General features: G+C 69.7%; 10 protein-coding genes. 3 read left to right on the forward strand and 7 right to left on the reverse strand.

Annotated features, from left to right (window positions below):
* Window positions 1-67: 67 nt before the first annotated feature.
* Genes BIU94_RS16590 through BIU94_RS16600 form a run of 3 tightly spaced genes read left to right on the forward strand, consistent with a single transcriptional unit; the run spans window position 68 to window position 4,127 of the window.
* Complete coding sequence (locus BIU94_RS16590; RefSeq protein ID WP_071263395.1) at window positions 68-1,048, forward strand: ABC transporter permease; 981 nt, start codon at window positions 68-70, stop codon at window positions 1,046-1,048.
* Between the two features lie 3 nt (window positions 1,049-1,051).
* Window positions 1,052-1,990 carry an ABC transporter permease gene (locus tag BIU94_RS16595; protein WP_083404931.1) on the forward strand — a complete coding sequence of 313 codons (939 nt, stop codon included), beginning with the start codon at window positions 1,052-1,054 and terminating at the stop codon, window positions 1,988-1,990.
* The gene (locus BIU94_RS16600) at window positions 1,983-4,127 is read left to right on the forward strand and encodes an ABC transporter ATP-binding protein (RefSeq protein ID WP_071263404.1); all 2,145 of its coding nucleotides are present in this window, start codon (window positions 1,983-1,985) and stop codon (window positions 4,125-4,127) included. Before BIU94_RS16595 ends, BIU94_RS16600 begins: the two co-directional genes overlap by 8 nt.
* Window positions 4,128-4,385: 258 nt before the next feature.
* Here BIU94_RS16600 and BIU94_RS16605 read toward each other — a convergent pair whose 3' ends face one another.
* From BIU94_RS16605 to gcvH, 7 genes are all read right to left on the reverse strand, one after another.
* A complete protein-coding gene (locus BIU94_RS16605) occupies window positions 4,386-4,889 on the reverse strand; it encodes a PH domain-containing protein (RefSeq protein ID WP_071263407.1) in 504 nt (167 codons plus the stop codon).
* Window positions 4,890-4,951: 62 nt separating this feature from the next.
* Window positions 4,952-6,694, reverse strand: coding sequence for an ABC transporter ATP-binding protein (locus BIU94_RS16610; protein WP_071263409.1), 1,743 nt, complete (start codon window positions 6,692-6,694; stop codon window positions 4,952-4,954).
* Window positions 6,691-7,641 carry an ABC transporter permease gene (locus BIU94_RS16615; RefSeq protein ID WP_071263411.1) on the reverse strand — a complete coding sequence of 317 codons (951 nt, stop codon included), beginning with the start codon at window positions 7,639-7,641 and terminating at the stop codon, window positions 6,691-6,693. Before BIU94_RS16615 ends, BIU94_RS16610 begins: the two co-directional genes overlap by 4 nt.
* Window positions 7,631-8,560: an ABC transporter permease gene (locus BIU94_RS16620; RefSeq protein ID WP_071263431.1), complete on the reverse strand. Its 930-nt coding sequence runs from the start codon at window positions 8,558-8,560 to the stop codon at window positions 7,631-7,633. Before BIU94_RS16620 ends, BIU94_RS16615 begins: the two co-directional genes overlap by 11 nt.
* Window positions 8,561-8,786: 226 nt before the next feature.
* A complete protein-coding gene (locus tag BIU94_RS16625) occupies window positions 8,787-10,412 on the reverse strand; it encodes an ABC transporter substrate-binding protein (protein ID WP_071263434.1) in 1,626 nt (541 codons plus the stop codon).
* Window positions 10,413-10,773: 361 nt separating this feature from the next.
* Window positions 10,774-13,695 (reverse strand): aminomethyl-transferring glycine dehydrogenase, encoded by a 2,922-nt coding sequence (gene gcvP / locus BIU94_RS16630; RefSeq protein ID WP_071263444.1) that lies wholly within the window; start codon window positions 13,693-13,695, stop codon window positions 10,774-10,776.
* Window positions 13,692-14,069 (reverse strand): glycine cleavage system protein GcvH, encoded by a 378-nt coding sequence (gene gcvH / locus BIU94_RS16635; protein ID WP_071263446.1) that lies wholly within the window; start codon window positions 14,067-14,069, stop codon window positions 13,692-13,694. Before gcvH ends, gcvP begins: the two co-directional genes overlap by 4 nt.
* Between the last annotated feature and the right edge of the window lie 4 nt (window positions 14,070-14,073).

A 14,073-nucleotide genomic window follows, 5' to 3' on the forward strand; every position in this document is an offset into this window, starting at 1 on the left:
ACCGGCTAACCTGTCGCCACCGACAACGCCGTCCGGACGGACGGCCGTACCCCACGAGGTCACACGAATGCTTGCCTTCATCGCGAAGCGGATCGTCAACTACGTCATCCTGACGATCGTGGCGACCACCCTCGGCTACATCCTCGCCAGCACGACGCTCAACCCGGCGGCCCGGTTCCTCGGCCGCAACCCGGCGGTGCCGCAGGGCACGATCGACGCGTCGCTGCAGAAGCTCGGCGCCGATCCGGGGACCCCGCTGATCGTCCGCACCTGGGACTGGTGGGTCGGCCTCGTGACCCACGGTTCGCTCGGGCTCAGCACGCGCGGCACCGAGGTCACGGCCGACATCATCGCCCGGTCCGGCACGAGCCTGCGGCTGCTCGTGATCGGGAGCCTGCTCGGTGCGCTGCTCGGTGTGCTGCTCGGTGTCTGGAACGCCGTCCGGCAGTACCGCGCGTCGGACCAGGTGTCGACCTACCTGTCCTTCGCCGTCCTCGCGACGCCGACCTTCGTGATCGCCGTCGTGCTCATGATCCTGACGACCGCCCTGAACCAGGGCCTCGGCGTGCAGGCCATCCGGTTCACCGGTGAGTACACCCCGGGGGTGACCGGGTTCTTCCCGGTGCTCGGCGACCGGCTGGTGCACCTGTTGTTGCCGACGATCTCGCTGACGGTCGGCGCCGTCGCGTCGTACTCGCGCTACCAGCGCTCCGCGATGCTCGACGTGCTCTCGAACGACTTCATCCGGACCGCGCGTTCGAAGGGCCGGACGCGGGGATCGGCCATCATGCGGCACGGTGTCCGCGTCGCGCTCATCCCGATGTCCACCTTCTTCGCCTACTCGTTCGGGCTCATCCTGACCGGCGCGAGCATCACCGAGCTCGTGTTCAGCTGGCACGGCATGGGCGAGTACTTCATCACGAGCATCACCAACAACGACATCAACGCGGCGTCGGGCACGATCCTCTTCACGGCGATCCTCGTGCTCATCGCAGGGACCCTCGCGGACCTGCTGTACGCCGCGCTCGACCCGCGAGTGAGGGTGTGACCCATGTCCGTACTCGACCCCACGACCACGACCACCGCCGGTGACCCCGGCGACGGCTCGGCCGGCGAGCCGGCGCACGTCATCGAGGTGACGGGCGGGCGCACACCGCTCTGGCGCAAGGTCTTCCGCACCTGGCGGGCGCGGATCGGCGGCGGCGCCCTGCTGCTCATCCTGCTCTGGGCGTTCGTCGGCCCGCACCTGTACCACTGGAACGCCGTCGACTCCGACGGGCTCGCGTTCGGCATGCCGCCGAGCGCCGCGCACTGGTTCGGTACGAACGACATCGGCCAGGACATCTACGCGCAGACCCTGGTCGGCCTGCAGAAGTCGCTGCTCATCGGCCTCATCGCCGGTCCGGCCGCGACCCTGATCGCGGGCATCGTCGGTGCGATCGCGGGCTACTTCGGCGGGTTCATCGACCGCGCCCTCGTCTGGGGCATCGACCTGCTGCTCGTCATCCCGTCCTTCTACGCACTCGTGCTCCTCAGCCCGGTGTTCAAGAACCTCAGCTGGTTGGCGCTCATCATCGGCCTGGCGATCTTCGGCTGGATGATCATGGCCCGCGTGATCCGCGGACAGACGATGTCCCTGCGCGAACGCGACTACGTGAAGGCCGCCCGGTTCATGGGTGTGCCCTCGTTCACGATCATCCGCCGGCACATCCTGCCGAACGTCGCGTCGCTGCTCATCATCGACGCCACGCTCGGCGTCGGCGCGATGATCCTGGCGGAGAGCTCGCTGAGCTTCTTCGGCTTCGGCATCCAGGTGCCGGACGTGTCCCTCGGCACGCTCCTCGCCGCCGGCAGCCAGTCCGCCGTCACCCGCCCGTGGCTCTTCGTCCTGCCCGCCGCGACCCTCGTCGCGACCGTGCTCTCGACCAGCCTGCTCGGCGACGCCCTGCGCGACGCCATCGACCCGACCTCCGGAGCCAACCGTGACTGAGCCGCTGCTGACCGTCTCCGACCTCTCGGTCACGTTCAACCCGAAGACGAAGCCGGTCTACGCCGTCCGCGGGGTCGACTACTCGGTGGCCCCCGGCGAGTTCCTCGGCATCGTCGGCGAGTCCGGCTCCGGCAAGTCGGTGTCCTCGATGGCCGTGATGGGGCTGCTGCCCTCGTCCGCCCACGTCACCGGGAGCATCCGCTTCGACGGCCAGGAACTCCTCGGCCAGAACGACCGCGAGCTGTCGCGGTTGCGCGGTCGGGACATCGCCATGGTGTTCCAGGACCCGCTCTCGGCACTGACGCCCGTGTACACGATCGGTCAGCAGATCATCGAGGGTCTCCGTCTGCACGACCGCGCCCTCACGCAGCACGCCGCCCGCGTGCGCGCCGAGGAGCTGCTCCGCGTCGTCGGCATCCCGAACCCGGCCCGCCGGCTCGACGCATTCCCGCACGAGTTCTCCGGCGGCATGCGCCAGCGGGCGATGATCGCGATCGCCATCGCGAACGACCCGAAGCTCATCATCGCCGACGAGCCGACGACGGCACTCGACGTGACGATCCAGGCACAGGTCCTCGACGTCCTGCAGACCGCGAAGGACATGACCGGTGCCGCCGTCGTCCTCATCACGCACGACCTCGGCGTCGTCGCCGGCAACGCGGACCGCGTCGCCGTGATGTACGCGGGCCGGATCGTCGAGACCGCCCCGGTCGAACCGCTCTTCCGCGAGCCGGTGATGCCGTACACGATCGGGCTGCTCCGCTCGATGCCGAACATGACCGCGGCGCGCACCGAACGGCTCGTCCCCCTCGAGGGCCGGCCGCCGCTGCTCACCGCGAAGCCGACCGGGTGCCCCTTCGCCGACCGCTGCCCCGCCGTCCTCGATGCCTGCCGCGAGGGCGAGCCCGCACTGGTCGCCCCGACCGTCCCGCAGAGCGGCGACAACCCCGTGCTCACCGGCGCCGTGCCCACGATCGGCAACGGCACCCTGCTCGACGAGCACACCGCCGCGTGCATCCGGCGCGACGAGATCGCCGCCGGCACCCTCGAGCGCTCGGAGATCTTCCCGCGCCCCGAGGACGTCCCCGAGTCGACCATCGACCACGGCGACGACGTCGTGCTCGAGCTCACCGACGTGGTGAAGACGTTCCCGCTCACCAAGGGCGCGCTCTTCCGCCGGCAGATCGGCGAGGTGCACGCCGTGGACGGCATCTCCCTCACCCTGAAGCGCGGTCAGGTCCTCGGCCTGGTCGGCGAGTCCGGCTGCGGCAAGACGACGACCATCATGGAGATCCTCGAGCTCGCCGGCGCCCAGCAGGGCACCATCCGGGTGAACGGGGTGGACACCGCGTCGCTGTCGAAGAGCGACCGTCGGTCGCTCCGCAGCGACATCCAGGTCGTCTTCCAGGACCCGATGGCGTCGATCGACCCGCGCCTGGACATCGGTTCGGTGATCGGCGAACCGCTCACCGTGCACGGGGTGGCGAAGGACGAGATCCGTCGCCGGGTGCGCGAGGCCCTCGAGCTCGTCGGCCTCGAGCCGAGCTACATCGACCGGTACCCGCACGAGTTCTCCGGCGGGCAGCGCCAGCGCATCGGCATCGCCCGCGCGCTCATCGTCGAGCCGAAGATCCTCGTGCTCGACGAGCCGGTCTCCGCGCTCGACGTCTCCGTGCAGGCCGGCGTCATCAACCTGCTCGAGGACCTCAAGCACCGGCTCGGACTGTCCTACCTGTTCGTCGCGCACGACCTGTCCGTCGTGCGGCACATCGCCGACGACGTCGCCGTGATGTACCTCGGCCGCATCGTCGAGTACGGCGACGGCGACCGGGTGTTCTCGGACCCGCAGCACCCGTACACCCGTGCGCTGCTCTCCGCGGTGCCCGTGCCGGACCCGTCGGCCGAGGCAGCGCGCGGCCGGATCCTGCTCGAGGGCGACCTGCCCTCGCCCACCGAACGCATCGACGGCTGCCGCTTCCGCACCCGCTGCCCGCTCTACCAGCTGCTCGACGAGGGCCGCCAGGAGCAGTGCCGCACCGTGGACCCGCGCCTGCAGGACGTGCACGGCCGCGGGGTCGCGTGCATCCAGACCGACCAGGAGCACCTGCTCACCGAGCGGGTCGGCGCCGTCGTCTGAGCGCTGGCACGGGGGTCCGGGCAGCGCATCCGACACCTTCTGCTCACGAAGCGGGGCGGCGGACGCAAGGTGCCGGACGGGAGGCCCGCCTCCCGCCCGCCGCATCGGATGCTGAGCAGAAGCGGTCGGGTCCGGGCCGCGCACCCGACACCTCCTCCTCACGAAGCGGGGCAGTGGACGCGCGCGGAGACGGACGGGAGGCCCGGTGCCAGCTGGCACCGGGCCTCCCGTCCGTCCGTGGTCGCGGAGGCGAGCGCCTCAGCTGCCCAGGGTCACGGCGAGCAGCGAGACCACCAGCAGGGCCAGCGCGACGGCGCCGGCCACGAGCGCCGGGCGGTCCCAGCCGCGGACGACGTCGCCACCGGCGGCGTCACGCCGCTCGGACCAGCGGTCGAGCAGGACGGTCATCTCGTCGGGCTGCCGGAGCACGGCGCGTTCGCCGCGCTTCGCCGGCTTCGGCCGGGGCAGCGACGGCCCGCCCCAGCACTGCACGCGACGGCCGGAGGTCGTCTCGACGACGATCTGCCAGCGGAGCCGCACATCGGCGACCGCCGACCACGGCACCACCGTGCGCCGGAGCGGGTTGACGACCGTGACGGCCGCGTCGTCGATGCGGATGTGCGGGCGGTACGTCAGGACCCAGAGGACCCAGACGAGGACGACGATCGGTCCGAGGGCACGGAGCACGACGTCCCAGCTGCCGCGGACGCCCGCGTCGACGAGCAGGAAGGCGCCCAGGACGGCGACGAGGCCGGCCGCCACCGCTCCCCCGCGACCACTGCGCAGGGTGACGGGGCGTCCGGCCTCGTTGGTGTCCAGGTGGATCAGCGTCCGAACTCGAACCCGGCGCCGGGGATGGCTGCCAGGAGGTCCTTCGTGTACTGCTCCTTCGGGTCGGCGAAGACCTCGTCGGTCGTCGCCTTCTCGACGATCTGCCCTCGGCGCATGACGCACACGTTGTCCGCGACGAGGCGGACGACCGCGAGGTCGTGCGTGATGAACAGGTACGTCAGCCCGAGCTCGGTCTGCAGTTCGGTGAGCAGGTCGAGGATCTGCCCCTGCACGAGCACGTCGAGTGCGGAGACGGCCTCGTCGAGGACGATGACGTCGGGCTTCAACGCGAGCGCACGGGCGACGGCGATGCGCTGCCGCTGCCCGCCCGAGAGCTCGTTCGGGTAGCGGTTCACCATCGACTTCGGCAGGGCGACCTGGTCGAGCAGCTCGAGCACCCGCGCGCGGCGGGACGCCTTGTCGCCGACCTTGTGCGTGGACAGCGGCTCCGCGATCGTGTTCCCGACGTTGTACATCGGGTCCAGCGAGCCGTACGGGTCCTGGAAGACGGGCTGCACGCGACGACGGAAGTCGAAGAGCGCCTTGCCCTTCAGCGCGCCGATGTCGGTGCCGTCGAACTGCACGGTGCCGCTCGTGATGCTCTCGAGCTGCAGGACGAGCTTCGCCACGGTCGACTTGCCCGAGCCCGACTCGCCGACGAGCGCCGTGGTGGTGCCCTTCGGGATCGCGAACGACACGTCGTCGACGGCCTTCAGCTCGCGCGAGGCGAGGTTCTTGCCGCGGAGCTTGTAGACCTTCTGCAGGTTCTTCACCACGATGAGGTCCTCGGCCGGACGCTGCTCCCGCTCCTGTGCCCGGGCGATGAGCTCGGCGTCGTCGCTGCCGACGTCGGCGATCGAGATCTGCTCGTGCTGCACCTTCGACTGGATGCGACGGCTGGCCAGCGACGGAGCCGCCGCGACGAGGCGCTGCGTGTACGGGTGCTGCGGGTTGGCGAGGATCTCCTTGGAGGGACCCGCCTCGACGACCTGGCCCTTGTACATCACGACGAGCTTCTCGGCGCGCTCGGCGGCGAGGCCGAGGTCGTGCGTGATGAACAGCACGCTCGTGCCGTAGTCGCGCGTCAGGGTCTCGAGGTGGTCGAGGATGACGCGCTGCACGGTGACGTCGAGCGCGCTCGTCGGCTCGTCGGCGATGAGCAGCTGCGGGCGGCTCGACAGACCGATGCCGATGAGCACGCGCTGCCGCATGCCGCCGGAGAACTCGTGCGGGTACTGCTTGAGGCGGTTCGCGGCATCGCCGAGGCCCGCCTCCTTCAGCACCTCGATGGCACGCTCCCGGACGGCCTTCTTGCCGGTGGCCTGCCCGTTCGCGCGGATGGCCTCTTCGACCTGGAAGCCGATCGACCACAGCGGGTTGAGGTTCGACATCGGGTCCTGCGGGACGTAGCCGATCTCCTTCCCGCGGATCTCCGACATCTCCTTGTCGTTCAGCCCGACGAGCTCGCGCCCGTTGAACTTGATCGACCCGCCGGTCACCTGACCGGTGCCGGGCAGGAGCTTGATGATCGCCTGGGCGCTGGTCGACTTGCCCGAACCGGACTCGCCGACGATGGCCAGGCGCTCGCCCTGCTCAAGGGTGAGGTTGACGCCGCGCACGGCCTGGACGAGGCCGCTCTGCGTCCGGAAGCCGACCTGCAGGTCGGTGATCTCGAGGAGCGGAGCGCCCTCGGCGCCGGCGCGCCGGGTGCTGGGATCGGTGAGCGTTCCGGTCATCGACGGGCCCTCGCCTTCGGGTCGAGTGCGTCGCGGACCACGTCGCCGAGGAGCAGGAACGCGAGCACGGTGATGGACAGGGCGGCCGACGGCCAGAAGATCGTCGACGGCGTCGTGCGGATCGACGTCTGCGCGGTGCCGATGTCGAGACCCCAGCTGAGCGCCGAGGTCGGCAGCCCGATGCCGAGGAACGACAGGGTCGCCTCGGCCACGATGAACGTGCCGAGCGAGACGGTCGCGACGACGATGACCGGCGCGAGTGCGTTCGGGATGACGTGGCGGACGAGCGTGGTGAACCGGCCGACGCCGAGCGCGGCCGAGGCCATCACGTAGTCGGACTGCTTCGCACTGAGCACGGCACCGCGCATGATGCGGGCGATCTGCGGCCAGGCGAACGCCGCGAGCACCAGGGCCACCGTGATGGCGTTCCGGGCCGGGATCACCGACATGATGACGATCGCGCCGAGGATGGTCGGGATCGAGAAGAAGATGTCCGCGATGCGGGACACGATCGTGTCGATCCAGCCGCCGTAGAAACCGGCGATGGCACCGACGACGATGCCGACGATCGAGACCAGCAGCGTCGCGACGAGACCGACGATGACCGAGTTCCGGGCGCCCCAGATGGTGCGCGAGAACACGTCGTAGCCCTGGCGGTTGTAGCCGAGGATGTGCCCGGGCTCCGGGCCCTCGTTGCTCTTCGCCAGGGTCGCGGCGCGCGGGTCGACGTGCGTGAACAGCCCGGGGAAGACCGCCACGACGAGGACGAGCAGGATGAGGATCGCGGACACCCAGAACATCGGTCGGGTGCGCATCGCGTCCCAGGCGTCGGTCCAGGTGGAGCGGGTCTTCTCGTCCTCGTTGACCTGGTCGACCGCCTGGAGCGGGGTCTCCTCGATCGGGGCGACGTAGTGCGTCGCCGAACGGGGTGCGGCGTTACTTGGCATAGCGGATCCTCGGGTCCAGGACGGCGTAGAGCAGGTCGACCAGGAGGTTGGCGAGCATGAAGATGATGACCATCACGGCGACGAACGACACGACCGTGGGGCCCTCGCCGAGCTTGACGGCGCGGAAGACCGTGCCGCCGACACCGTTGATGTTGAAGATTCCCTCGGTGACGACCGCACCGACCATCAGGCTGCCGATGTCGACGCCCAGGTAGGTCACCACGGGGATGAGCGAGTTGCGGAAGATGTGCACCCCGATCACCCGGCGCCGCGGCAGGCCCTTGGCCGTCGCGGTGCGGACGAAGTCGGCGCTCGTGTTCTCGGCGACGCTCGCCCGGGTCAGGCGGACGATGTACGCGAAGGACACCGACGCCAGCACGATCGCGGGCAGGACCAGCTCGGACCACGGCGCGTCACCGGACACGGTCACGCGGAACAGGCCGAGGTTGATGCCGAGCACGTACTGCAGCAGGAAGCCGACGACGAAGGTCGGCACCGAGATGAGCAGCAGGCTCACGACGAGCGCGGTGGCGTCGAACAGCTTGCCCTTGCGGAGGCCGGCGATGACACCGACGACGATGCCGGCGACCGACTCGAAGACGAGCGCCAGGATCGCCAGGCGAGCCGTGATCGGGAACGCCTGGGCGAGCTGCGAGCTGACCGGCAGACCCGAGTACGTCAGGCCGAGGTCGCCGCGGAAGACGCCGCCGATCCAGAGCAGGTACTGCACCAGGAAGGGCTTGTCGAGGTTGTACTGCTGGCGCAGCTGCTCGATCACCTGCGGCGACGGCTGTCGGTCGCCGAACAGCGCGGCGATCGGGTCGCCGGGCAGCGAGAAGACCATGAAGTAGATGAGGAACGTGGCCCCGAAGAACACGGGGATGAGTTGCAGGAGGCGCTTGCCGAGGTACCAGAGCATCAGATCCCTGCCCGGTCCGGAGCGATGTCGATCAGGTTCATGTCGTGTGGGGTGGACGGTCCGAGGGTCGGCACGGGTGTCCGGTGCGGGCGACGGCGCCCGCGTTGTGGGGGAAGGTGTTGCCGCCGAGGTACGGGGGCTCGGAGACCTGTGTGGTCCCCGAACCCCCGTCCGGTGGTCGCGGAGCAGGATACCTGCTCCGCGTTCGGTCTCGAGGAGACCTAGATCAGTTCTTGACCTCGATGTCGTAGTACAGCGGCACCGAGTTCCAGCCGAACTTGACGTTCGACACGTTGTCGGCGTTCCAGACACCGGTCACGTTGGAGTACCAGAGCGGGATCTCCGGCAGGTCCTGGAACAGGAGCTCCTGAGCCTGGTCGAAGACCTTGTTGCCCTCTTCGACGGTCGCGGACGAACGGCCCTTGGCGAGCAGCTCGTTGTACTCCTTGGAGTCGTAGCGCGCGTAGTTGCTCGACGAGCCCTCACCCATGGTCGGGCCGAGGAAGTTGTACAGCGACGGGTAGTCCGCCTGCCAACCGGTGCGGCTGCCGCCCTTGAGCTTGTCGTTCGTCTGGATGTCCAGCGCTTCCTGGAACGTCGGGATCGCGTTGCCCTCGGCCTTGATGCCCAGCGTGCTGGCGATCGAGTTCGTGACCGCGGTCACCCATGCCTCGTGGCCGCCGTCAGCGTTGTACGAGATGGTGAGGGTGTCGTTGTACGGCGAGATCTCGTCGGCCTGCTTCCAGAGCTTCTTCGCCTCGTCGGCGTTGTAGTCCAGGACGTCCGAGCCCTCGAGGTCGCCGTTCCAGCCGGCGATGACCGGGGACGTGAAGTCCTTGGCCGGGGTGCGGGTGCCGTCGAAGATCTTGTCGGTGATCTCCTTGCGGTTGATGGCCATCGAGACGGCCTCGCGGCGGAGCTTGCCTTCCTCGCCCTTCCAGTGGTCGAGGTAGTAGGGCAGGTAGATGCCCTGGAAGATCGCGGCCGGCTGGTTGACGTTCGAGTCCGGGAAGTCGGACTTGTACGTCTGGAAGGCGCTGTCCGGCACGGCGTCGAGGACGTCGAGGTTGCCGCCCTGCGCGTCGGCGTAGGCGGTGTCCTGCGAGGTGTAGAACGTGATCGTCAGACCACCGTTCTTCGGCTTGCGCTTGCCCTCGTAGTCCTTGTTGGTGACCAGCTTGATCGACTGGTTGTGGGTCCAGGCGGACTTGCCGTCGAGCTTGTACGGGCCGTTGCCGATCGGGTTCTCACCGAAGGCCTTGGTGTCGTCGTAGAAGGCCGAGGGCAGCGGCACGAAGGCCGTGTAGCCGAGCGACAGCGGGAAGTCCGACTGCGCCGACTTCAGCGTGACGGTGAACTCGTCGTCGTCCACGACCTTGAGGCCGGTGAGCTCCGAGTCCTTCTCGGCGTTGAACCCCTCGATGTTCTCGAAGAAGTAGCTCGCGCTCTGCTTGTTGGAGTACTGGGCAGCCCAGTCCCACGCCTTCGTGAAGGACTCCGCGGTGACCTTCTCGCCGTTCGTGAACGTGTAGTTCGTGTTCAGCGTGATGTCGAAGGTCTTCGAGTCATCGGTGTCGATGCTCTTCGCGACCTCGTTGACCGGCTTGCCGTCGGCGTCGTACGAGACGAGGCCCTCGAAGAGCGAGTCGATGATCTTGCCGCCACCGGTCTCGGTGGTGTTCGACGGGATGAGGGGGTTCTGCGGCTCGCTGCCGTTGGTGGTGACGATGCCCGACGCGTTCGCCGCCCCGGAGCCACCTCCGTTGTTGTTGTTGCTGGAGCAGGCGGTCAGGGCGAGTGCTGTGGCCCCGAGCACGGCGAGGGCTGCGAGCCCGGCGCGCTTCTTGATCAAGGTTCCTCCTGGTGCATGGGACGCGCAGGGCACAGCGGTGTCGCCCGGCGCGTTTGACCCTTGCACTGTAGGCAAGGACGGGAGGACCCTCCAAACCCTGGGGCGATCGGTTACAAGCCGGTAACCAACTTGCACGATCGTTGCGGGAGGATGCAAGATTCGCGCGCCCGTCGGGAGCAACCGCGACTTTGTTGCATCTGCATCGACATCGTTGCGCTCCAGCACCACCTTGTGCAAGCGACACCTGTCCGGGAACGGCCCACCGGCGGGGAGTCGGCCAGCCCCGCCGTACTCCCCCGGACGCGGTCGTGCCCCGCCCGGAGTGGTCCGGACGGGGCACGACACGGTCAGGCGACACCGGTCAGGCGAAGGCCTCGATCGGCGGGCAGGCGCACACCAGGTTGCGGTCGCCGTAGGCCTGGTCGATGCGCCGCACCGGCGGCCAGTACTTCCGTCCGCTGATGCCGGGCAGCGGGTAGACGGCCTGCTCGCGGGTGTAGGCGTGGGTCCACTCCCCCGAGATGACCGACGACGCCGTGTGCGGGGCGTGCACGAGCGGGTTGTCGTCCGCCGGCCACTCGCCGCGCTCCACGGCAGCGGCCTCGGCCCGGATGGCGAGCATCGCGTCGACGAAGCGGTCCAGCTCGGCGAGGTCCTCGCTCTCCGTGGGCTCGACCATGAGCGTGCCCGCCACCGGGAACGACATCGTCGGGGCGTGGAAGCCGTAGTCGACGAGCCGCTTCGCGACGTCGTCCACCGTGATGCCCGTCGTGTCGCGCAGCGGGCGCAGGTCGAGGATGCACTCGTGCGCCACGAGCCCGTTCTCGCCCGTGTAGAGCACGGGGAACGCGTCGCGCAGCCGGGCCGCGATGTAGTTCGCCCCGAGCACGGCCGCCTCGGTCGCACGGGTGAGCCCCTCGAGTCCCATCATCCGCACGTAGGTCCAGGTGATGGGCAGGATGCTCGGGCTGCCGTACGGCGCCGCGCTGACCGGGCCTCCGGCGTGTGCCAGGCGGTCGTCGGCCTCGGCTCCGGTCGAGCCGGACCGCCGGTCGGCCTGCTGCGCGAACGGGTGCCCCGGCAGGTAGGGCGCGAGGTGCGCCTTCGCCGCGACCGGACCGACACCGGGCCCGCCGCCGCCGTGCGGGATGCAGAAGGTCTTGTGCAGGTTGAGGTGCGACACGTCGCCGCCGAAGTCCCCGAACCGCGCGTGCCCGAGCAGCGCGTTGAGGTTCGCACCGTCGACGTACACCTGGCCGCCGGCGTCGTGCACGGCGTCGCAGACCTCGCGGATGTCGTGCTCGTACACACCGTGCGTCGACGGGTACGTGATCATGAGCGCCGCGAGCTGCTCCCCGTGCTGCGCGGTCTTGGCGCGCAGGTCCTCGAGGTCGACGTTGCCGTTCTCGTCGCACGCGACCACGACGACCTTCATGCCGGCGAGGACGGCGGACGCGGCGTTCGTGCCGTGCGCGCTCGACGGGATGAGGCAGACGGTGCGGGCGGCGTCGCCGTTCGCCAGGTGGTACCCGCGGATGGCGAGGAGGCCGGCGAGCTCGCCCTGGCTGCCGGCGTTCGGCTGCAGCGACACCGTGTCGTACCCGGTGACCTCGGCGAGCCAGGACTCGAGGTCGCCGATCATGTCGAGGTACCCCTCGACGTCCTCACGCGGTGCGAACGGGTGGATGTTCGCGAACTCCGGCCAGGTCACGGCGGCCATCTCGGTCGCCGCGTTGAGCTTCATCGTGCAGCTGCCGAGCGGGATCATGCCGCGGTCGAGCGCGTAGTCCTTGTCCGCCAGGTGCTTGAGGTACCGCATCATGCGGGTCTCGCTGCGGTGCGCGCTGAACACCGGGTGCGTCAGGTACTCGCTCGCGCGCTCCAGCCCGGTCGGGAGGCCCGTGGCCGCGTCGCGCACGGCGGTCTCGGTCGCGGGGACGGTCGCGTCCACCGCCCCGAACACACCGGCGAGGGCGACGACGTCGTCCGGCGTGGTCGTCTCGTCGACGGACAGCTGGAACGTGTCGGTGTCCACCACGTGCAGCAGGTAGCCGGCACGCTGGGCGTCGGCGACGATCGCCTCGGCGCGGCCGTCGGCACGCAGGGTCAGCGTGTCGAAGAAGGCGGCGTGCACGACCTGCACGCCGGCGTCACGGGCGACCGCGGCGAGCGCGGACGTCGTGCGGGCGACGCGGTGCGCGATGAAGCGCAGGCCCTCGGGCCCGTGGTAGACCGCGTACATCGAGGCCATCACGGCGAGCAGGACCTGCGCCGTGCAGATGTTGCTCGTCGCCTTCTCGCGACGGATGTGCTGCTCGCGGGTCTGCAGGCTGAGGCGGTAGGCCATCGCGCCGTCGGCGTCGAAGGACACCCCGACCAGGCGACCGGGCAGCTGGCGCTCGAGCCCGGCGCGGACGGCGAGGTACCCGGCGTGCGGGCCGCCGAAGCCGAGCGGGACGCCGAAGCGCTGGCTCGTACCGACGGCGACGTCGGCGCCGAGGTCGCCGGGGCTGGCGAGCAGCGTCATCGCGAGCAGGTCGGCGGCGACGACGGCGATGCCGCCACCGGCGTGGACGCGCTCGATCACCGACGAGGGGTCGACGACGCGGCCGGAGGCACCCGGGTACTGCACGATGACGCCGAAGGCGCCCTCGAGCTGCTCGTCGGACGGGCCGGCGTCGACCGCGAAGGTGCGGAGCTCGATGCCGACGGCGTCCGCGCGGTGGTCGAGCAGCGCGCGGGTCTGCGGCAGCAGGTCGGCGTCGACGAGGAACGCGTCGCCCTTGACCTTCGAGGCGCGGCGGGCGAGGAGCATGCCCTCGACCACGGCGGTGCCCTCGTCGAGCATCGAGGCACCGGCGGTGGCCATGCCGGTCAGGTCCGACACCATGGTCTGGAAGTTGATGAGCGCCTCGAGCCGACCCTGCGAGATCTCGGGCTGGTACGGCGTGTAGGCCGTGTACCAGCTCGGGTTCTCGAGCACGTTGCGCTGGATCACCGCGGGGGTGTGCGTGCCGTGGTAGCCGAGACCGATCATGGCGCGGCGGACCGTGTTGCGGCCGGCCTTCGCACGGAGCTCGGCGAGCGCCTCGGTCTCGCCGACGGCGGCCGGGATCACCGAGTCGGTGACCGGACCGACGTGGATCGACTCCGGGATCGCGGCCCGGACCAGGGCGTCGAGCGAGGACTGCCCGACGGCCTCGAGCATGGTCTGCTGGTCGGCCGGGGTGGTGCCGATGTGGCGGTCGGCGAAGGACGTCTGGAGGTTCTCGGACGCGGTCATGCGATGGAGGCCCGGTACGCGTCGTGGTCCATGAGGTCCTCGGGGAAGGACGTGCCCTCGACCTTGATCTTCACGAGCCAGCCGGTGCCGAACGGGTCGTGGTTGACGGTGTCCGGGGCGTCGACGACGGCGTCGTTGATCGCGACGACCTCGCCCTCGATCGGTGCGAACAGTTCGCCGACGCTCTTGGTCGACTCGATCTCGCCGATCTGCTCGCCGGCGGTGGTCGCCGTGCCGACGGCGGGGAGCTCGACGAAGACGACGTCCCCCAGCTGCTCGGCGGCGTGGTCGGTGATGCCGACGGTGACGGTGTCGCCCTCGACGAGCAGCCACTCGTGGTCGGCGGTGTACTGCAGTGCGGTCTGGTCGGTCATGGCT

It is taken from the genome of Curtobacterium sp. MMLR14_006, assembly GCF_001864985.1.
GTDB lineage: Bacteria > Actinomycetota > Actinomycetes > Actinomycetales > Microbacteriaceae > Curtobacterium.